We start from the raw sequence: 22,967 nt of genomic DNA on the forward strand, positions 1-22,967 counted from the left end.
GAAAACTTTAAAACAGATCGTTATGAGCAGTAAGATTTATCCTATCGGGATACAAAGTTTCGAAAAGATACGCAAAGACGGCTATTTCTATATAGACAAAACTGCTTTGGTTTATCAAATGGTGAAGACTGGAAGTTATTATCTCCTGAGCCGTCCACGCCGCTTTGGTAAAAGCTTGCTGCTCTCTACACTGGAAGCTTATTTCCAAGATTTGAACTCCCGCAACTATGAAAATAAAAACTCCCTGTTGGAAGAGCTGAACAAACATTTGGAAATATGGGAACGAGCCTACAACAGTCCGTATGGCAATCGTGCTCCGGAAGAACGTTTCTATCAAGTCATCCGGTTAGCTGCTAAACAAACAGGACAGCCTGTAGTCATACTAGTCGATGAATACGACAAGCCTTTGCTACAAACTATCGGCAACAAAGAGTTGCAAGCCAGTTATCGAAGCATACTGAAACCCTTTTACGGCGTACTTAAGTCGATGGACAAATTCATCAAGTTCGCTCTGCTGACAGGGGTTACTAAATTTGGTAAAGTCAGCATGTTCAGCGATTTGAATAACCTGGATGACATTTCTATGCGCGAACCGTATATCAGTTTATGCGGTATGACAGAAAAAGAGATTCATGATAATCTGGAAATAGAACTACATGAACTAGCAACTACTCTAAACATAACTTTCGAGGAGGTTTGCTCTAAACTGAAAGAGTATTATGACGGATACCATTTCGTAGAAAACACGGAAGGAATTTATAATCCGTTTAGCCTACTGAACACTTTCAAATATAACAAATTCAGTAATTACTGGTTTGAAACAGGCACTCCGACCTATCTCGTCGAGTTGCTCAAACAAAATCATTACGATCTGGAACGCATGGCGCATGAAGAAATCGATATACCATCGATTGACACTACTTGTTTGATGTTCCCTGAACCAAATCCAATACTCTATCAATATGGATATTTAACAATAAAAGACCATGATGAAAAATTTGAACTTTATCAACTAGGAATTCCTAATAGAGAAATTAAAGAAGGCATATTAAATTTCAGTGCACAGACACGTAATAATGAAAAATGGATAGTGGAATAAAGGATATTCTTCCTTCATTTGAATAAAAATCAAAAGAGAGTCCCAGAAGTTCGAAACCTCCGGGGCTCTTTTTTGTGTCTGCTTTCTTCCTTCACAGGAGTATTGACAGATGAACTTTATTTTATTACTTTAGTATTAAACTGTTACTTGTTCACCTGTCGCAGGGTAGTTGGTTGGTTTGTGGTAGAGACGCACGGCGTGCGTCTCTACGGGGTCAACCGCGTAACAGATTTAAATTTCAATTTAAATGTTTCTTATTTTACGATTGCTTTAACAGCCTTTTCACCTTCAACAGCTACTGTTACATATCCCTTAGGAGCTGCGATAGTTGCTTCGTCTGAAGAAAGAACTGTGTTGGCAATTGTCTGACCAAGAACGTTGCTGATGATAACATTCTTACCTGCTGCACCCTTAACGATTACAGCACCGTCAGTTGCGATTACTGATACTTCACCAGCTTCGATAGCATCTGTAGAAGTTGCAACTTCGTCAGTCGGTTCGATGTTGAAGATTTCAGCGTCACGGATAGCATCTGTATAAGTTTCCATTGCAGCTACAACAGGAACACCATTCTTAATAGCAACCCATTTACCTGTTCCATCTGACGGGATCTTATGATCACCTGCTGATTCGATCAGGAAGTCACAAGCATCTGCATTAACCAAACGGAATGCGAATACCGGATTCTTAATACCGTTAGGTCTTGCTGTTGTTACCTTGTTATGGTCATTATTACCTAAGAAGATAGAGTCTTTTGCAGCAGTGCTAGCTTTACCATTACGGAAGATTACTAATGTATCACCGATATGTTTAGCATCTACAAATGCCAAGCGAGTGTACTTAGTATTCCATACATAATTATTATCACCAGCAGCAACAGAGTCTTCTGCATTGATCAGGTAACGACCTGTGATACTAGCCGGAGTAATAGTTGTGTGAGGACAAGCCAAGGAGTCTGCCAATGTAGCATGTTTGTGAGTTGATGTAGCGTTACACCAAACTGTATCAGCCTTAACAATCTGCGGATTCATTACCAACATATACTGAGGCATGTTAGTGTTTCCACGTACATAAGCTGTATCAACGAACATCGCTGATTTAGCATCTACACCCTTACCTTCAAGACCCAAGAAGTTAATATTCTTACCTGCTGAATATTTGCTTGTTGCATCTTCATACAGATATTCTTTAGCAGCACTGTTTACTGTATAGATCTTACCGTTCTGAACTGTCATATCCTGGAAGCCATCATCAGCCTTTGATACGCCCAAACGACGATACAACGGAGTGTTGTCTTCTACTACAGCGAAGGTAGCAATACGTTTTTCCGGAGAGAGATAACAAGATTCTTCTACAGTAAATGCCATTGAAGCGTCACGTACACCTACACGATTCCAGTCGCTATTTACATAGAATTTCTTATCGTCTACATAACGTGAAACTTGCTGCAATGCATAGTAACAAGTAGTGTCACCTTCTTCAGAAACCAATTCGTTATTTTCTTTCAGAACAAAGTAAGAAGGAGTAATACCGCTAGTTTCGTGAGTGATTACATAAGATTTACCATCTTTACCAACTGTTACATAATAACTACCAGTTGTCAACAATGTTTCGTTATGAACACGCAGTGCATAAGCTGCTTTATAAAGTTGTACAGCACCAGCTTTTGTGCTTGCATAACCGAATTCAGTATCTTCAGAAGCAGGAACAAATTCGATGAATGTCTTACCACCCTTCAGGTCTACATAAACAGAAGAGTCACCCTTGAAGCTTACATAGTTACCCAATTCCATACCTGACAGATAATCCAAGTTGTAGAATTTTTCGTAGTCTAATGCTTTTTCAAACTTCTTGTAACCAAGGTATTTGTCTGATGTATATTTGTCAGCAACCTTAGTATAAGCCAATGTATCAATTACAGAAGTATTAGCAAATGCACCTACCTGAGCAAATACATTGTCACCAGCTTTGTACAATTGAACATTATTATAACGAACACCAAATTCACGGTTTGTGATAGTTACAGTCTGAATTCCAGCTACGCCTTCGTTCTGTTCAACAACCCACTGAGTACGTGGCATGTGATTGAAGTCCTGAGCTTTACCAAAACGCTGAGTTGTTTCTTCGTTTTCATAAGCTTTCCAGTTATCACCACAATAAGTAGCTACACGATATTTACCATTGTCATCCATTCTTGATTTCAGATCTGTTACCAGATTGAAGAAATAAACACCGGAAGCCAAAGTTGTACGTTCGTAGTTTGAATTTCCACCCAAGTAGATACGAGTGTTGATAGTTGTAGCAGATGTAGATGTGTTCGTTTTATCAGCTACACCTACTGTCACTTCACGGTGATCCTTAGCCAAAATAGCCAATTTAACCTGCTGACCAGCATATTCCGGTTTAGCTTTAGCTGTTGCAACTTCTGTATTAGTTATATCAGCATATGCTTTGTCAGTAAATGGATAAATGTAAGAAGCCGGTTCAATCATCAAAGAATCCTGAGTAGGATAATAAGTGAACTTGAAGCTATAACGACCATTGAAGTCTTCTTGTAAACGTGCATCAACCAACTGTTTTTTAGAGTTTTTCAATGCAGAATTAAATGTACCGACAGCAAATGCCAACTGATACTTATCAGAAGATACAGTTGTCAAATAAGTAGTATCTACACGCAGATATGTAGTCTTGCTTGCATCTGTTTTATTGATATTTGAAGCCAAAGATACATAATCAGCAGAAGCACCAACATATTCTGCAGCTTTTTCTACAGCAGCATCAATAACTTCAGCCACAGCTGTTTTTGCATTAGCAGCATCATGAATAGCTGTTACAGCATCATTTTCTTCTGTAGAATAATAAGATTGTTTTGTTGCATTAATAGCGGCAAGAACCTGTGCTTTATCACCATTATAGCCAGCAACTGCAGAACCTACAGTTGTTGCAATTGTATTTGCTTCTGTTGCAGCCAACTTAGCATCTTCAAAAGAACGAACTACAGCTAAAACTGCTTCAGCTGTTGGTTTTACAAAACCAGGACCAGCAACCAATGCTTTCATAGCCTTTTGAACTGCCTTCATTTCGTCGGCTGTAGCAGATGAAGCACCTACGGCAACTGCTTCTACAGCAGCATCGTAATCAGCTTTTGAATTAACGCCAGTCAATGCTTTAACTTCAGTATTAATTGCCTGAACATCTGTCAGATTAGTAGCAGCCGTTGCTGCAGCAGCATCATAATCTACTAATGTAGCTTTTGCTGCAGTTTTAGCAGTAGTAAGATCAAACGTACCACCTCCACCGTTACAAGCAGCTTCCTCGACAGAGACAATTTTAGCTTTTAAATCATTAAATATAGTTTGATCCACCGCGGGCAAATTAATTGCTTTGAGAGCTACGATAAAATCACCATAGTTAGCACTAGAAGCTTTATCAATCTCAGCATCAATTAAATCTCTGATAGCCTTCTTTTGATCTGCACTAGCTTTTTTTGCTACATATTCATCTTCCATTTCTTGGATAGCCGTTTTTGCTGCAGTCAAGCTATAACCGGCTTCTGCAACTAAGTCTTTTGCATCATCCTGCAAAGAAGCTGTTGTAACAGAAGCTCCATCCACAGCATCAACAAATTCAGCATAAGTTGCAGCAGTTAAAGCGTTAATAGCAGTCTGTTGCAGCACTGCATAATCATATTCATGAGTCGCTGCAGTTTGAGCTGAAGTATACTTACCAACAGCAGCAGTCGCTTTTGTTTTTGCTTCAGTAACTGTACTTCCTTTAGCAGCCTCTGTTGCGATTGTATATACAATCTCTTTTTGAGCAGCTGTATAGCTAGGAGTAATTGTTGCAATAATGGCATCTGCAACTCCAGAAGGAGTATTTACATTCTTTGCAGCTTGAGCAGCAGCTTGCGCAGCTTTAGCAACAACACTTTCACCAAGAGCCGTTACTGCTGTGTATTCTTTTAACCAAATGTTCTCAACACCATTCAACTGATCGCGAGTGAAGCCTAATTTCATCTTGCCATCTGTCGGCTGGATACCCAACATTGAGTTCAAAGCATCAACCCCTAAAACAACTTCCTCTGCCTGATATGCATCAACAGTAAAAGAACTTGAAGGAGTTGTCGTCTTTGCATACACTTTCTTTGCAGAAATCGCTCCACCATTATTTTCCAAAACCAAAGCAGAGTCCTTATGGAAATAAGACACTAAATCTTTAGCACCTTTGACAGAAGTTCCTGTTCTCCATTTCCACAAAGAAACATTACCCATTGCATTTGTAGCATTTGCACCACCTAATTTTGCATCTTTTGTATCGAATGCAAGAGGAAGACCTGTTGCTTTGTTGATGAATGTATAAGACACACCACCTTCACCATCATCTTCAGATACAATCGTCCATAAAGAAGACATCAAATCTGCTTCATCGGCAGCAACCATCTTTAATGCCATAGTACCATTGCTCTGTTCCTGCATAACCAGAACATTAGTGCCTGAAGTCAATTGATAGGACACACCATTAACAACTGTTTCTGCCTGAGTACCGACACCGGCACTCTTCACATAACTGTTGTAAGGAACAACAGCCCCCACAGTTCCAACGGCACCCGCCAGCAGGACGCTGGCAACAAGCGTAGAAAACTTTTTGTTCATAATTCTAAATTTAATATTAATACTAATGTTAATGAAAACTTCTTTGTACACGTTCTATAGCTGTAATGACTAGCTAAAACGTTCCTTTTTTCTAGTCATTTTTTCGGGGGTTCGTATCCAAAAGGTATAATTTCGTACTAACTTTGCTATTCAATTGATAAGAAAGCATATAGGTTGAGAAAAAAATATTAAAAAAGGATTGCGCATTCAAAAGTTATAGCTAATTTTGTTGACTAGAAAAAAGGAACGTTATTTCTCGTCATTTCGAACTCTTCGTATTACACTAATTTCCATAATATTATATATCAAATTTGACCTATATATTAATGTACGCGCGTACATTAATTACTAAAGGGAAGTAATCTGTTAATCAGACGTTTAAAAAAACAGACTTTCAGGGACCGTTTAAAAACCATGATTTCATCCCTTTTCTACAAGCATTTCACGACTGAAAACAACCGGGCTCTTTCCTGCAATCAGTAAGGACCACTTCCCCATTACCTGCCGGAAAAGTTCAACTACCCCAAAGATCTTTTGGAACCATACGCCTGACAATCCAATTTACCTGGCACATTTTTATTGTTCGACACGGCTCGAACAGCTGTCCGACAGCGGTGGGATAGCTGTCCCACTCCCGTCAGACAGCTGTTCCACGACTGTCAAACATAAAATAATTAGGATAATAAACAGGAAAAGAAGGTAAGTCTCTGACTACAAATATATAGGTATTTCATTCTTTTGTCAATAGATTCTCTTCATTATCCATAAACAATACTTTTTTCAGCTTCTGATACAAGAAAGACAAGACCAACAGGATTACCCCCAACATAATGAAAACAATAATCTTCCCGACCGTCGGAAGCAGCCACAAATCGACAATGACCAACTTCAGCAAGACTACACCGAAAACCGCCAGGCTGATCATACGCAATATCTTCAGATGCAGACGCATACCCAACGACATCTGAATAAACCCCGCCATACTCAGAGAAATAGACAAAGCCGCACTCGATTCATTCTCCCAACCAGCCAGATGCAGCATATTATTAACAGCGACCGCAAACAAAACAGTAGAAGCAATCGCAATAAACGAAGTCATCGGATTCGCCCTTTTCTGCCGGAAGTCAAAGAAACTATAGTAATATCTTGCCAATAAAAAGAGATGAATAATCACAACAACCAACGCACCCCACTGCAACAAAAGCAAAGAAGTATCGCCATACTCATTGACTATCGGTGACAACAACACGAACAAACAGACAGAAAGTCCGGCAGCTATTACATAAACAACAGCATATCGATCGATAGCAAAACGTCTCCTCAATCCAACCAATAACAGCAATAACGCCAGACTGGTAAATGCCAGGCAAGCACTTTCCTCCAACGGATAATAAGTAATATTCAAACAGAAATCGACAATAAACGACAGATAGATTATTCCGCACCCCACCAACAAGGCAATCGCATTGAACGGCATATATGAAATCTTCGAAGCAGTTGTGAATGAAGCCTTCCTGCGCTCCATCAGCCACGCGAAAACACCGAACGCCAAACCGGTAAATATTCCGGTAGCAAACGTCCCGTTCACGAACAGCGAAGAAGCCACACCGTCAGACAAAGCATTCTCCAGATCGATCATATATGAAATAAGCGTCAGGAAGAAGAGTATATAAGTGAAATAAGCATACACCGGTTTCCCGAACCGGCTGAAAAGCCATAGAACAACCACCATTTCCGTAGCCCACAACAACGTAATGAAAGTCCCTTCCAACTGGATCGGTATGCTTAACGAAATAAAAGTCAAAAACATACCCGTCAGCAAAGCCAGCAACAACCCTTTGTCCGCCGCCCGTTTACGTACAGCAAAGGCTATCACACCATTGATCAAAGCAATAAACAGCGTAAACACACCTTTAATATTATAAGGCAGCTGCAATTCACGTAAAAACCAAAGGGCGAAAAAGAGATACAGGAAATTATTCAGCACGACCGTCATCACCAGCCACTGATTGATCTTCTTATCGTCCGTACGCAACACCGATACGACGGGCAACAGGAATATCAGATAATATAACGTAGAAAAAAGCAACAGATGAACCAGCTGCGCATTTCGGGCAACATCCAGATCCGCGACCATCGAATAGCCCAGCATAATCACATAAGTAGCGATAAAACAGATAAGCGGCAATTCACCCCATTTCTTATAGAGTGCCAATCCGAACATCCCCATATTCAAAATGGTCATATACGTAAACAACACCAAATAATTTCCCATCCCGTTACTTACCAGGAAAGGAGCGATAAAACCACCTATCAAGGCGATAACCGCCAACTCACGCCGGTTATAGAGAACGGAAAGAAGCGACATAAAGACCGTCAGCACCACCAGTATGATAAAGGCAGCCGCCTGACTGAACAACCCATAATAATGATAGGCCATCCCAACCGTCACATAGAAAATGGCAAACGCGCCACCCGCCAACAAAGAGCTGAACGTTCGGTATGTCTTTTTAAGTCTTTGAGATAAAAACAATAACCCTCCGCCGACAACAAACCCGAGCACCGTACGGAACACTTCATTGATCCAGTTCTTATCGATGGCATATTTGACGAACAACCCCATACCGACCACCAGCACCAGAATCCCAATCTTCCCGAAGAGATTCTCGCCGATATATTTTTCATAATCGACCTTTTTCTTCTCCTTGACAATCCCAAAAGGTTTGATAACAGGCTCAGGAACGACCTTCTTCTCTTCAATATTTACAGGAAGGGGCGGTTCTTCCTGCTCACTTTCAGTCCGTTCTTCTACCACCGTGACAGGAGTGACTGGAATAACAGGAACTACGACTTCTTCAGCCACAGGCACGGAAACAACCGCTTCCTCCGGTTTTTCTTCAACAGGGGCCATTGTTGCCTGCTGTTTTTTGAGTTCTTCCAACTGGATCTCGATATATTTCCGCAAGCTATACAGATCTTTTCGTAAAGAATCCGTATGGCTATTCATCTTACTTATATGGGAATACAGGCTGATCCACACAACCACGATCAATATGACTAGCAGGGTTTCCATAAGCATCTTGTTAAGAACGCCGCTAATATACAGATTAATTTAACATTACAAGCTATCCACAATCCTCCTTTGCTTTTCAAAAAACAAAATACGCTGCTGCTCTCCGCTGACAGAGATCATTGTAGATGATTTCAGCAAAGACTGCAACCAATTACGAATTATCTCATACGCTTTCCGGTCCAGCGAGATAACCGTATTCAAAATAAATGCACGAATAATACTGATTTGATATTCCTGCGTTTCCAAATAACTGTAGCTGGCATCAAAATTGATACTGGAAATATAGAACTGGATCGGGTTACCAGTCTCGCTGTGCACGCCACGGGTTGCCAATATCTCCATATTGTCGAGGAAACGAAGCAGTTCCTGTTTTAAAAGACGGACATTCTCCTCGTCTATCAGATGAATGCTGCGGCAATACTGGATATCATTCACGATATACTGGAAAATCAGCGGATCCATAATATAAGAAGTCTTCCTGATATACTTCGATTCCGCAGCTGTCACCCGCTGTACTTCCAGTAGTTCCGCCGAAGTCTCTATATCCCTGAAATGGACCGCCTTATCCGAATCGCCATACTGATTATACCATTTACATAAGTAGAAACGGGTGATATAGTCATAGTCCAGCAGGAAAGTAGCAGGAAGTACATTCATACACTCCACGCTGCAGGAAGAAAGATCGTTGCGAACGCTATGCAACCGTTCATTGTAGATCCTCCACATCTTAAAATCATCCTCGATCGGATCGACATACTCCACCAGGCTCAGCTGGTAAGGGCGGCTCTTTGCCGCAGATTCTCCAACCAGACTATCCAACGAAATCCCGAACTTATTGGAGATCGCTGCTATCTCCGTAAACGAGAAAGCGACATCGCCCCTCATCCGGCGGTATACGGCTTCTCTCTCTATGCACAGTAAATCAACCAATGCATTGGTTAAGGTGGCTTTGTGGGGTATCTTTTCTCTGATCGCGCTGATTAACTTTTCGTAAATCAGGTCTTTACTCATAACATCCATTTTAATAATTGCCAACACACAAAAATAAGAAAAATAAAGAAGCATTCCTACCAATGCACATTTTTGACTACTTTTGTACGCTTATCAACAATATTATATTATGCACGATCTTTGTTGTATCGGTCACATCACACTAGATAAAATAGTGACCCCGAAAAATACGGTACATATGGCGGGAGGAACCGCATTTTACTTCTCGCATGCTATCAAACATTTCAACGATATCGATTATTCGCTGATCACGGCTTTGGCTGAAACTGAAATGAAAGAAGTGGAGAAACTACGGTCGGAAGGGATCGATGTTTCAGTCATGCCCAGCAAACATTCCGTTTATTTCGAAAACATCTATGGCGAGAATCAGGACAACCGTACACAGCGGGTTCTGGCGAAAGCGGATCCGTTCACGGTCGATTACCTGAAAGATATACAGGCACGTATCATCCACCTGGGCAGCCTGCTTGCCGACGATTTCTCTTTGGACGTTGTAAAGTTTATGGCTGGAAAAGGACTTGTGTCCGCCGACTCTCAGGGATATCTACGCGAAGTACGTGATAAGAACGTATACGCCGTCGACTGGACCGAAAAAGAGGAGGCTTTAAAATATATTCATTTCCTGAAAGCGAACGAACATGAAATGGAAGTATTGACAGGCCATGATGATGTAGTGGGCGCTGCACAAAAAATGTATGACTGGGGAGTAAAGGAGGTACTGATCACACTGGGCAGCCTCGGTTCCGTGATATACGACGGAAAGACCTTCCATAAGATCCCCGCCTACAAACCCAGGGAAGTGGTAGATGCCACCGGCTGTGGTGACACCTATATGACCGGTTACCTGTATCAGCGTGCCAAAGGTGCTTCCATAGAAGAAGCCGGCCGTTTTGCCGCTGCTATGTCGACCCTGAAGATAGAGGCTTCAGGCCCTTTCAGCGGTACAAAAGAGGAAGTCATCCGTTGTATGGAAACAGCAGAACTACGTTTTCCGGAGATTTAGCAAATAAATATTCTCAGTTGACAGATGACAGTCAGGATTCGCGTTGTATGAATAAATCGACAGAAAGTCGAAAGAACTGTCAACTGTCACTTGTCAACTATCAACTATCTAAACGCCTTGCTGAATGTCGTCATCAACAGAATGCAAAGTCCCAGCAAGCCGACAACCATATAGGCATACTCCATATTAAATGCTTGTGATATAGCACCGATCAGCAATGGTGCAATAAGCGAACCGATAAAGCTGATGCTTGAAAGGATGGTAAGGGCAATCCCCACGGGTGTCTTCGACTTGGCACCGACCAAACTATAGATGGTCGGAACCATACTCGATATACCCAGCCCCACCAGCATAAAACCGAAAGAGTTGACAATCACCTTCAAGGCCATGGAGTCGAACGTGCTGCCCAGTAACGCCGAGATAAAGAACCCGATAAAAATAAAAGCGCCGGACAGTTGCAGTACCCGTTGCTTTCCACAAATCCGATAGGCATAATTAGCCAGGAAACGCCCTACAGTCATCATGACCATAAACACCAGGAATCCGATCTGTAAAGACTTAGGCACCTGCAATACCGATTCAAAATAAACGCCGCTCCAATCGAACATCGCACTCTCCACCACCAGTGCAAACAATCCGACCAGTCCCAACTTGATCAGCAGCATTTCCGGCTTCCGGATATATTGCCATTTCTCCGATTTATCTGCAGCCGGTTCTTCTTTCACGTCGGCAACAACAATATCTTCCTGCAAATACTTACGGTTCACCATGGTAAGGAACAGAATCAATACGGCGATCAATGTAAAATGCCAGAACGGAGTAAGATCCGAAACAATCATGATAAAGCCGATCAACGCCCCCATACATGCCGCCAGGCTCCATCCTCCGTGAAAGGATGCCATGATCGTCCGCCCGTAGAGCCGTTCAATGCCTATCCCCTGCGTATTCAACGATATGTCGCATAAGTTCCAGAACACCCCAAAGCAAAACAGGAATGCGCCCAACATATAGATATTCAAAGCCGTTCCGATCGCAAACAGCGACAAGGCATATCCCATAATACTTATCTGCACCATGATGCGGCTTCCCAGCTTCGACACCAGATAACCAGCCAGCGGAATGGCCACAAACTTCCCTACCGGAATCATAAACAAGACAATTCCCCAATACAGAGCATCGTTCACCGTAAAAAACTCCTTAATATCGGGAATACGACTTGCCCAGCTCGAAAAACAAAGTCCCTGGGCAAGAAAAAAGGAAAGAACCGCAAAACGTATGCGCTCTCTCGGATAAATAGCATGGTTAGTAGAATCCATTTCGTCAAATATTTATTGAACAGACAAAGATACTCAATAAGAATAGGATACAACACAAAAAATGGTATTATAGCTTGGAGGTCCTCTTCTTTTTGCGTGCGAAACCGAACGCCCAACGTGCGATTGAGCACTTTTATAAAATATCAATATTGTAGATAAGCATTTAATTAACAACCATATAAATAAATGGCATATTATTTGATAGGATGATATCACAAATAGCAGATATGATAAAGCACTACTTCAAAACAGGTATACGAAATCTGGTTAAATATAAGACACAATCACTGATCAGCATTTTGGGACTGGCTATCGGACTAACCTTTTTTACAGTCGGTTACCATTGGTACACCTATGAAACATCATACGACAGTTTCTATCCGGAGTCTCCACAGATTTATAGAATTTACACTATAGACAAACAGACAGGCAAAATCATGCCGGGAGCACCGGCAGTTCTATGCTCCGTATTGAATGAAGATTTTGTCGAAGCAAAATACGCAACCTCACTTTTTCAAGGCGGCTATACCTATACTTGTGATGGCAAAATGATCGGTTCACCTCAATTCAGAAATGTTGACAAAGAATTCATCAAACTTTTCCCTCCAAAAGTAATCGCTGGCAGTCAGTCCGATGCTATTTTCTCAAACAACAACAATACGACCTATAACCTAATGATAACAAAAGAGTTTGCCTTAAAACACTGGAGAAGTCCGGAAGAAGCGATCGGCAACATTCTTATTAATGAATATGGTTTCACTATGACCGTCACCGCAGTCGTCGAGAACCCTCCCGTCAATACCGTATTCCGACAAGAAGGATATTACAGCTCCGGTAAGAAAGAGAATTTCACTGACAACTCTCCCGAATATTACTGGAATTTTCCTCCGAATGAAATGTATGTATGCCTTCAAAAAAATATAGATACAAAAGCTTTCCGTAAAAAACTCAGGACTTATACGATTGACCACCAATACAATCCAAATCTATATATCGAAATTACACCTATCGCTGATGCCCGGTATAAACTCGGCTCGGAAATGTCCTTCAATCTGAATTATATCCGGACTTTCGTCATTGCCGCACTACTGCTTTTATTATGTTCCTTGTTCAATTTCTCCAATCTGCAGGTAAACCGTATCTTTGAGCGCTCAAAAGAGTTCAAGTTACGTTCTTCCCTCGGAGCCGTCAAACGAAACCTTTTTATCCAAATGACAATAGAGATATCTATCCAGGTACTATTAGCATTACTGACCGGATTCTTTATTATCGAGCAGTTCACTCCCTATATTGAACAGATATTAGATACGATTCTCTCAAAAAACGAACTTTATATCAAACTGGCCTGGATCGGCAGCCTCGGATGGTTAGTGTTACTCCTGATCATTTTCGCATTCATTAGTCGTTTTATTTACAGATTGGCAGATGCGGTCAAAACAGGCAAAGCGGTACATTTGGCAGGGCGTGAATGGATACGGAAATTAAATATCGGATTACAACTGGTCATTTGTATCGGATTCATGTTTTCCTCACTCATCCTGTTCTTACAGATCGACCGGATGAAAAACACGGATATGGGATTCGATAAAGAAAATCTGATCCAGGTGCAGATTTCCGATAAAATTTATAGTCAGTTTCAGGAAGAGATTAAAAAGATACCGTCTATTACCCAATGTATACGTGGGGGAAACTTCTTTTTGTCACACGATAAGTTCTCAACAGAGAAAGAGATCGGATGGGATAACAAACCTACCGGACAAGCATATGAAATCTATCTGTTGCGGGCAGGTATCGACTTTGCACAAAGCATGGGTATCCGTTTGCTTAAAGGGCGTTACCTGAATGAATCGGACATGGCTCCCAATGACCCTTCAAGCATTTATTGTCGCAAAGTACTAATCAACAAACAGATGTCTAATCTCCTCGGCTTTACTGACCCTATCGGTAAAATGATCAGTAAAAAAAATCCGTTGATAGGAGAAAAACCTGACCTGATCTATTACGAAATAGTCGGTGTAGTAGACGATTTCCACGCACAAAGTCTGCGCAATCCTATATTACCTACAATTATTGAATACTGGGCTTTCTATGATAACTATTTCTATCTGCGTACGCAACCGGGAAAAGAAAAGGAAGCCCTGAAAGCTGTCAGGGAAATGATCGCCCATATCAGTCCGGAAGGATTCACACCCAGCCTGGCTATGACCGTAAATGATTGGCTGAACCAGTTGACCCGGACAGAAAACGCCAGCCTCCGGTTATTCTCTTTATTAGCCGCACTCTGCGTATTGATCTCTATCTTTGGCATTTACTCCGTGTCATCATCCCATATGCAGCAACGAAAAAAAGAAATAGCCATCCGGAAAGTCACAGGAGCCTCATCAACAGAGATAATCTATATGTTTCTCAGAAAATATGTATTGTTGACATTTGTAGCCAACCTTATTGCATTACCTACAGCTTATATTTTTGTAAAAAAATGGTTAGAACAGTATCCCAATCCGATCGGGATAAATAGTTGGACATTTATGTTTATCATATTAATAACAAGCCTTTTAGTATCTGCCACAATATTAAGTCAGGTGTTAAAAGCAGCAAACAAAAACCCTGCAGAGGTAATAAAAAGTGATTAATTAAAATCAATATGCAGCATTTTCCAACTTCATCCCATCTTAATAGTCGTACATAATTTATTAACATTAAAAAAATAAGAAAGATGAAGAAGACGTTGAAATGGTCGATTGTGATGATGTTAGCTGTAGTAGGTATGACTTTTACCTCTTGTGATGATGACGACACTCCTGCTGTTCCTACAGTGGAAGAAGTGAATGGCAACTATAGCGGTACGATGAAATATCTCGAAGCTGATGCCAAAGAATTAGATCTGAAAGTAGCTAATGATTCTGTCATTTTCGAAGCATTCCCTTACCAGCCATTAGTAGAAGCGGTCGTAGGTAAAGAAGCTGCAGCCGGTATCATTGCTTTAATCGGCGACAGCCTGGCATATAAAGTAAATTATACTGCAGCGATGAACGCAGCTAATGATTCTGTTATTATCACACTGAAACCGGAACCTCTGAACATTCCGTTAGGAGAAAACGCAGCAGTAGTCGTTACTATTACTGCAGACAAGAAAGCATCTTATGCTATCGACAAAAAGAACTTTAAATTCGACTTAACAGCAACAGAAGCTAAGTTAGGTGAAGCGAATGCTCTTCAGAATCCGATTGATTTGGCATTCGACATGAATAAAAAGTAAGAAGTAAATAATAATTAAACGCTCAAATAAAAAGCGGTGTACCATTGGATTCCTCCGGCACACCGCTTTTTCTATGATATTACTACAATTTTTCTTTTAAATATTTTCCCGTATACGATTCCGGACATAGAGCCACCTCTTCCGGTGTTCCGGCACAAACCAGATAACCGCCGGCGTTACCACCCTCCGGTCCCAAGTCGACCAAATAGTCCGCACATTTGATCACATCCATGTTATGCTCGATGATCACCACGGTATGACCTTTATCGATCAAGGCATTAAATGCTTTCAACAACGTCTTGATGTCATGGAAATGCAGACCGGTAGTCGGTTCGTCGAATACGAACAAAGTAGGCTGCTGCTTTTCCTGCCCCAGATAATACGCCAGCTTCACACGCTGGTTCTCACCACCCGACAAGGTAGAAGAAGTCTGTCCGAGTTTGATATAGCCCAAACCAACATCCTGCAACGGCTTCAGCTTCTTGATAATTTTCTTTTCCTGCGAGCCGGGATGCTGTTCGAAAAATTCGATCGCCTGGTTGACAGTCATTTCCAACATATCGTAAATACTCACGCCAAAATATTCCACATCCAGCACATCCTGTTTGAAACGCTTACCGTGGCAACTTTCACATTCCAGGGTGATATCCGCCATGAACTGCATCTCTACCGTAATACGTCCGTCCCCCTTACACTCTTCGCAACGGCCTCCCTCTTTATTGAAAGAGAAATAAGCAGCCGTATATCCCAACTGTTTTGCCAGCGGCTGTTCGCCGAACAACTTACGGATCTCATCGTAAGCGCCGATATAAGTCACCGGATTGGAACGGGAACTCTTACCGATCGAATTTTGGTCGACAAACTCGATCCCTTCGATCATCTTCATATCCCCTTCCAAACCTGAACAGTCCACCATCAGCCGGGCGGCTTCATCCAGGTAATGCTTCACCCCTTCATAAAAGATATCGCGCACCAGCGAACTCTTTCCCGAACCGCTGACACCGGTAACCACCGTCATCACATTCAGCGGGAATTTCACATCGATCCCTTTCAGATTATTCTTGCGTGCCCCTTTTACCTCTATATAATTATTCCACAAACGGCGGAAAGCCGGAACCTCGATCTTATCTTCACCGGTCAGGTAACGTACCGTATGGCTGTTACTGCTGGTCTGCAGGTTATTCACATCGCCCTGGTAGACCACTTCACCACCCAGACGGCCTGCCTTCGGACCTATATCGATGATATAATCGGCCGACCGGATGATATCCTCGTCATGCTCCACCACGACCACCGTATTGCCCAATGCCTGCAACTGGCGCAACACCTTTACGAGCAGGTCGGTATCCCGCGAATGCAGTCCGATACTCGGTTCATCCAATATATATAAGGAACCGACCAGGCTGCTACCCAGCGAAGTCGCCAAATTGATACGCTGGCTCTCACCACCCGACAAGGAAGCCGACAGGCGGTCGAGCGTCAGATAACCCAGCCCCACATCCAGCAGGAACTGCAGGCGGTTCATAATCTCCGTCAGCAGACGTTTAGCCACAGCGGCATCCGTTTCGTCCAGCACCAGATTATCGAAAAACGCTTTGGCTTCCGTGATAGGCAACGATACCAGTTCGGCAATATTCTTTCCGCCCACTTTCACATAAAGCGCTTCCGGTTTCAGCCGGGCACCTTTACAGGAAGGACAGGTCGTCTTTCCGCGGTAACGCGCCTGCATGACACGGTATTGTATTTTATACAGATTCTCTTCTACAAACTTAAAGAAGTCGTCGATGCCATGCAATCCCCGGGCACCGTGCCACAGCAGATCTTTCTCCTTCTGCGTCAGGTCGTAATAAGGACGATGGATCGGGAAGTTGTATTTCTCGCTCTTGGCGATAAACTCTTTCAGCCACTCTCCCATCACTTCGCCTTTCCAGCAGACTACCGCTCCCTGGTAAACCGACAGGCTTTTATCCGGCACCACCAGATTCTCATCGATCCCCAGCACCTTGCCGAATCCTTCACAGACCGGACAGGCTCCCAGCGGGTTATTGAAGCTGAACATCATATCGGTCGGCTCGATGAACGTAATGCCGTCCGCCTCAAACTTCTTCGAATATTCTTTCACCACCGTTCCTTCGGCAGCATAGATACGGATGATACAGGTGTCATGCCCTTCGAAGAATGCCGTTTCCGCCGAGTCGGCAAGACGGCTCTTCAATGTCTTGTCGTCCGAGACTGTCAGACGGTCGATCAGCAGTTCGATATTGGGAGAAGCAAGCAACGCCTCGTCCGCCATCACCTCCTGGATACGGTGAGCCGTATCGTCGATCGACAAACGGGTATACCCTTCTTTCTGTAATATCTCCAGTTGTTCCTTCATACTCCGCCCTTCCGGCAGAACTACGGGAGCAAACACGGCGAAGCGGGTACCTGCCGGATAGGACAGGACTTCGCTGATAATGTCTTTTACCTGATGCTTCTTCACCTCCATCCCCGACACCGGCGAAATCGTCTTGCCGATGCGGGCATAAAGCAACCGCAGGTATTCGTAAATCTCCGTCGATGTCCCCACCGTCGAACGCGGGTTGCGGGTATTCACTTTCTGCTCGATCGCGATAGCGGGCGGAATGCCTTTGATATAGTCACACTCCGGCTTGCTCATACGCCCCAGGAACTGGCGGGCATACGATGAAAGGCTTTCCACATAGCGGCGCTGTCCCTCGGCATATAACGTATCGAAAGCAAGTGAAGATTTGCCGCTGCCGGATAATCCGGTTATGACGACCAGTTTGTCGCGTGGGATCTCTACATCAATGTTCTTCAGATTATTGACACGAGCCCCTTTGATAAATATAGAATTGTTTTCAGACATAAATCTTTTCCAAATAAGGATACAAAAATAGCAAAAAGAAACGATAACCCGATTCTTAGTTTCGAGGTATTCGGGTTTGTTATTATTTATTATCTTTGCCCCGAATAAAAAAGTGTTACTATAATCTCAAACCAGACAAGATTCATGAACAATCAGTATATCCGGCTGCTTCTGGCAGTGATCCTTTTTGTAGTTACCTCCTGTTCGACTACACGCCAGTTACCCGTCCGCGAAACAGAAGGAAAAGACAAACGGGAATTCAGGGGAGCCTGGATCCAGACAGCCTTTCAAGGAGAATATAAAGACATGACTCCGGCACAGATGCGGAAAGATTTTGTACGCAAGTTGAATTACCTGCAATCCTGCGGTATCAACGCCATCATCTTCCAGGTCCGTCCCGAAGCGGACGCGTTCTATAAATCGGACATCGAACCCTGGAGCCGCTTCTATACCGGCCAGCAGGGTCTCGCTCCTGCCGGCGATTTCGACGTGATGGAATTTCTGGTCAAGGAATGCCACAAACGGAATATGGAGTTTCATGCCTGGCTGAACCCTTACCGTGCCAGTACGGCAGGCAACACCAGGTTTGCCGATTCGCATATCTACCACCAGCACCCGGAATGGTTCGTCACTTACAACAAACAGATCCTGTTCGACCCGGGACTGCCTCAGAACCGCGAGTTCATCTGCAAGGTGGTACGCGACATCGTCAGCCGTTACGACGTGGATGCCATCCATATGGACGACTATTTCTATCCGTATCCTGCTCCGGGAATGCCTTTCCCCGATGATAACAGTTTCCGAAAATACGGCCTGAACAAAGGATATACCGAAGCACAGCGAGGCGACTGGCGACGGGAGAATGTGAACACCCTGATCCGCGAACTGAAACGGACGATACTGCTGACCAAACCCTGGGTACGTTTCGGTATCAGCCCGTTCGGTATCTACCGAAACAAGAAAAGCACGCCCGACAATTCCGGCAGCAACACCAACGGCCTGCAGAACTACGACGACCTGTATGCAGATATCCTGCGTTGGGTTAGAGAAGGATGGATCGACTATAACATGCCACAGATATACTGGGAGATAGGTCATACGGCAGCCGACTATATCACCCTGATCCAGTGGTGGAACAAGAACGCGACCCTCGAAGGTCCTCACCTGTATATCGGACAGGACGTGGCACGCACGATGAAGGCGGACCAGCTGACACGTAAAATGCTTTACGAACGCTCCTTGTCGAAAGTGAAAGGCAACTGCTTCTGGCCTGCCAACGAACTGCTGTGGAACAACAAAGGCGTGGCGGATAGCCTGAAAAGAAACTATCACCGTTATCCGGCACTGATCCCGGCTTATACCCATATGCATAACCGGGCACCGCAGGAGGTGAAGAAACTGAAAAAGGAATGGACCCCCGACGGTTACATGTTGCACTGGCAGGCAGAACAAAGTCCGACAAATCCGGAGCTTGCCTCCTACTTCGTCGTTTACCGGTTCGAGGACAAAGAACCGATCGACCTCAGCAACCCTGCCAAAATAGCAAAAATCACCCGGAACACAAGATTTTTAATGCCTTATGACAACGGAAAGAAAAAATATCGCTATATTGTGACCGCCGTAGACCGTTTCCATAATGAAAGCGACGGTAAGAGTATAAAGGTAAAATTATAAAGGGTGTCTATGTTCTCTTCCGACCTGAGATATAGCAAATTCACAGATTGTGGCTCCTGTCCGGAATATAGGAAACACATCTTTAAATATCGTTCTTACCCCAAAGGGATCATCATTCCCCGGGAACGCTGCCTGCAGAATACATTGTATTTTCTGCTGAAAGGTAGCGTATGGGTCAACAGCGAAGAACATCCCGACACCACTTTCCATGAAGGACAATTTATTCTGCAACCGATCGGTTCAAAAGTTGAATTCAAAATACTTGAAGCCACCGAATGTGTTCTCTATCTGTTCGAGCGACCGATCAATGTCTGCAATGAACGTTTTAGTAAAGGAGCAAGTATTGCAGAAACTTCACGTATTGAATCGATCGTGATGAATATGTGTCCGCCCCTGCGATACTTCGTAGAAGGCATACGAATGTATCTGAACGATGACTTGTTGTGTGCCGGTTTTCTGAATGCCAAACGGACAGAGCTAGTATACCTGCTCAACTGCTACTATACATTAAAAGAACTTGCCGCTTTCTACTCCCCGATCTACCGGTACAGCAAGAGTTTCCGTTATTTCGTTATGCAGAACTATATGAAAGCGAAAGACGTGGAAGCATTTGCACAGCTGGGAGGTTACAGTACGCCGACTTTCCGCCGCCTGTTCAAAGAGACTTTCGGCGAACCTGTTTACCAGTGGATGCTGAAAAAGAAATGCGAAGACATCCAGACTGACCTGACCACAACCGAAATGTCCATATCCGAGATCAGCTACAAATATGGTTTCGAATCCCTTTCCAACTTCTCCCATTTCTGCCGTGCCAATTTCGGCATGTCTCCCCGTGCCTTGCGGACGAAAAAAGAGGAATAAGCAGTAAAAATCAACAACTCTCGCATTTTTTACAACTTATTGGATAGAAAAAGCAATTTTCAGCATGCTTTTTCCCGATACATTTGCGTCATAAAGAAAAAGTAATTGAATTTCAAAGAATATCTGATGATGATAATAAGAGGAGAAATAGGTTGCTCGTGCGGAATTGCCGCTTGCATATTAATGATCATTACATGCTTCATTAAATGCAGTACGAAGGAAGAGCCGGAACAGTCCTCCTACGGTTTTATCTCATATTCGCTGAAATGGGAACAGGCCTTGAGTGGTTATGAAAGCCCGAAGAAAGTACGTTACTGCTTTTATCCCATGGAAAAGGGTGCGATGACCCAGATCGAAGGCGATGCCGACGGCCTGAAGTTCACACTGCCACCGGATAAATACCGCTTACTGGTTTTCAATTGCGATGCCGACAATATCGAATTCCGCAACATGAACACCTACGAAACGGCAGAAGCATTCATCCCGGAGACGAAAGCAACGGGAACCCGAGCTTCAGTACGCACTCCTTTATATGGAATAGCCATCAACGAACTGGAAGTGGAAGCCAACGAAGGAACAAACAACGAACGTGAGTTCAAGATGGCTTCATTGATCCGCGAAGTAACGATCGACATCAAAGTCGACGGCATGGAGCACATAAAAGAGTGCAAAGGGGAACTGTCAGGGATACCTGCCGCCTTCAACCTGAGCAAACAAGAGATCGTACCGGATAAAACAACAACAGTAAACTTTGAAACGACGACTTCAGCGGAAGGAGTCAAAACCAATCTATTGATACTGGGAACTGCCCCCAAAACAGGAGAAAAGCCGCCCGTCCTCCCCACCAACGAGGTAAAGCTGGATTTCACCCTCAATGACGGAAGTACCATCTCTTCCTCTCTCGACCTGGGAAACTCAATAGGCGAGGCGGAAGGCGACCATGTAAATGTAGACGTATCGGTAGCTGTAGAAAAGAATGTCACTTTCTCCGTAACAATCAAAAACTGGGAAGTATCTGCCGGCGACAACATGACCATCGAGTAAATCGAGTAATTTAAATAATAAGCAATAATAAAGTTCAAACAATTTAATTTTTATAATTATGAAAGCATTAGTATTTAATATGTTAACCATTGCTGCAACATTTGCAGCAATGACCGCTTGTACAAGCGAGAGTGATCCGGTAGACGAAGTGAATCCGAAGGATGCAAAGGTGGAGATAAAGTTGAATGCAGGAGTAGGAAGTATTACCACCAAAGCCGCAATTGAAAGTGATGCAGATGGAAAACCGACATCTGAGGTAGCAAATGTATTTCTATATAAACAAGAAAGCGATGCAGAATCTGTAGATTGGAGTACTGCTACAGAGCTTACTCCCATCAAAGTAAAAATACCAACCGATGGAACTATTGACTTCGATAGTAATATACAATATTACCCAGTTAATAATAACAAAGTTCATTTTGTTGGGGTTTATACAGGTCTAAGTACAGATCCTAAACTTGAGACCGGAAATGTAATGCCTATCACTATTACAGGAGCAGAAGATATACTATATGCTTCTTCTGTAAATGTAGGAACAAGATTAGCACCTGGTACTCAAAAAATAAGTTTCAAACATAAACTTACTCAAATAAAATTCACCCTACAAAAAGCAGCAGGTGTTGCTGATAATATACAAATTACAACTATGAAAATCACAAAAGCCAGCAAAGCCGATATTCATAACACTTGTAATATGAACCTCGCAACAGGGGAATTAACAACATGGGCCGGAAGTATCACCGAAGGAATCATTATAAATAATACACCCTCGACAGCTCTTACAGAAACTGCCTCTACTGCTACAGAAGGAGTTATGTTAGAACCCGATATTACATCAATCACAGTAGAGGTCTCTTCTTCAGCCTTCCCGAATAACACATTAACAGCCACTATACCAGGCGTTTCTAGTGGTAAATTCTCTGCAGGCACAGCTTACACCATAGCACTAACAGTTAAAGCTCAAAGTATTAGTGGAAATGCTAGTATAAATGACTGGACTGAAGCAAGTGGTAGTGCTGATATCTAAAACAGACTTATTTTAGTTTCCCGTGCGACCGCAGATAATGCAGAATACGCAGATTTTCGCAGATCTATTTTATTAAATG

Annotated in this window: 12 protein-coding genes and 1 pseudogene; 8 read left to right on the top strand and 5 right to left on the bottom strand. The window is 43.0% G+C overall.

Going from position 1 to position 22,967, the window contains the following annotated elements:
• Window positions 1-22: 22 nt before the first annotated feature.
• Window positions 23-1,057, top strand: a pseudogene (locus P3L47_RS03845) (ATP-binding protein); the annotation flags it as partial.
• 296 nt (window positions 1,058-1,353) lie between these two features.
• Here the strand turns inward: P3L47_RS03845 and P3L47_RS03850 are convergent.
• The 3 genes from P3L47_RS03850 to P3L47_RS03860 form a co-directional block, all read right to left on the bottom strand.
• On the bottom strand, window positions 1,354-5,751 hold the full coding sequence (locus P3L47_RS03850) for a DUF6383 domain-containing protein (RefSeq protein WP_277782734.1): 4,398 nt from the start codon (window positions 5,749-5,751) through the stop codon (window positions 1,354-1,356).
• A gap of 730 nt (window positions 5,752-6,481) precedes the next feature.
• Entirely contained in the window at window positions 6,482-8,824 is a 2,343-nt protein-coding gene (locus tag P3L47_RS03855; protein WP_277782735.1) for a DUF2339 domain-containing protein, read from the bottom strand.
• 45 nt (window positions 8,825-8,869) lie between these two features.
• Complete coding sequence (locus P3L47_RS03860) at window positions 8,870-9,835, bottom strand: helix-turn-helix domain-containing protein (protein ID WP_277782736.1); 966 nt, start codon at window positions 9,833-9,835, stop codon at window positions 8,870-8,872.
• A 109-nt stretch (window positions 9,836-9,944) separates the two neighbouring features.
• On the opposite strand from P3L47_RS03860, the gene P3L47_RS03865 reads away from it, so the two are divergent.
• A complete protein-coding gene (locus P3L47_RS03865; RefSeq protein ID WP_277782737.1) occupies window positions 9,945-10,838 on the top strand; it encodes a PfkB family carbohydrate kinase in 894 nt (297 codons plus the stop codon).
• A gap of 104 nt (window positions 10,839-10,942) precedes the next feature.
• Here the strand turns inward: P3L47_RS03865 and P3L47_RS03870 are convergent, their stop codons facing one another.
• Complete coding sequence (locus P3L47_RS03870) at window positions 10,943-12,154, bottom strand: MFS transporter (protein ID WP_277782738.1); 1,212 nt, start codon at window positions 12,152-12,154, stop codon at window positions 10,943-10,945.
• Between the two features lie 227 nt (window positions 12,155-12,381).
• On the opposite strand from P3L47_RS03870, the gene P3L47_RS03875 reads away from it, so the two are divergent.
• Window positions 12,382-14,787 carry an ABC transporter permease gene (locus tag P3L47_RS03875; RefSeq protein ID WP_277782739.1) on the top strand — a complete coding sequence of 802 codons (2,406 nt, stop codon included), beginning with the start codon at window positions 12,382-12,384 and terminating at the stop codon, window positions 14,785-14,787.
• Between the two features lie 83 nt (window positions 14,788-14,870).
• Window positions 14,871-15,413, top strand: a complete 543-nt coding sequence (locus P3L47_RS03880) for a DUF4840 domain-containing protein (RefSeq protein WP_122361283.1) — start codon at window positions 14,871-14,873, stop codon at window positions 15,411-15,413.
• An 82-nt stretch (window positions 15,414-15,495) separates the two neighbouring features.
• Here P3L47_RS03880 and uvrA read toward each other — a convergent pair whose 3' ends face one another.
• On the bottom strand, window positions 15,496-18,282 hold the full coding sequence (uvrA, locus tag P3L47_RS03885; RefSeq protein WP_277782740.1) for an excinuclease ABC subunit UvrA: 2,787 nt from the start codon (window positions 18,280-18,282) through the stop codon (window positions 15,496-15,498).
• 144 nt (window positions 18,283-18,426) lie between these two features.
• Here uvrA and P3L47_RS03890 point away from each other — a divergent pair, with 144 nt between their 5' ends.
• From P3L47_RS03890 to P3L47_RS03905, 4 genes are all read left to right on the top strand, one after another.
• The gene (locus P3L47_RS03890; protein ID WP_122361286.1) at window positions 18,427-19,956 is read left to right on the top strand and encodes a glycoside hydrolase family 10-like protein; all 1,530 of its coding nucleotides are present in this window, start codon (window positions 18,427-18,429) and stop codon (window positions 19,954-19,956) included.
• A 9-nt stretch (window positions 19,957-19,965) separates the two neighbouring features.
• Complete coding sequence (locus P3L47_RS03895; protein ID WP_122361287.1) at window positions 19,966-20,817, top strand: AraC family transcriptional regulator; 852 nt, start codon at window positions 19,966-19,968, stop codon at window positions 20,815-20,817.
• Window positions 20,818-20,943: 126 nt separating this feature from the next.
• Window positions 20,944-21,861: a DUF5119 domain-containing protein gene (locus P3L47_RS03900; RefSeq protein ID WP_233577053.1), complete on the top strand. Its 918-nt coding sequence runs from the start codon at window positions 20,944-20,946 to the stop codon at window positions 21,859-21,861.
• 58 nt (window positions 21,862-21,919) lie between these two features.
• Window positions 21,920-22,888: a fimbrillin family protein gene (locus P3L47_RS03905; protein ID WP_277782741.1), complete on the top strand. Its 969-nt coding sequence runs from the start codon at window positions 21,920-21,922 to the stop codon at window positions 22,886-22,888.
• Window positions 22,889-22,967: the final 79 nt, after the last annotated feature.

The organism is Parabacteroides chongii (assembly GCF_029581355.1).
GTDB classification, from domain to species: Bacteria; Bacteroidota; Bacteroidia; order Bacteroidales; family Tannerellaceae; genus Parabacteroides; species Parabacteroides chongii.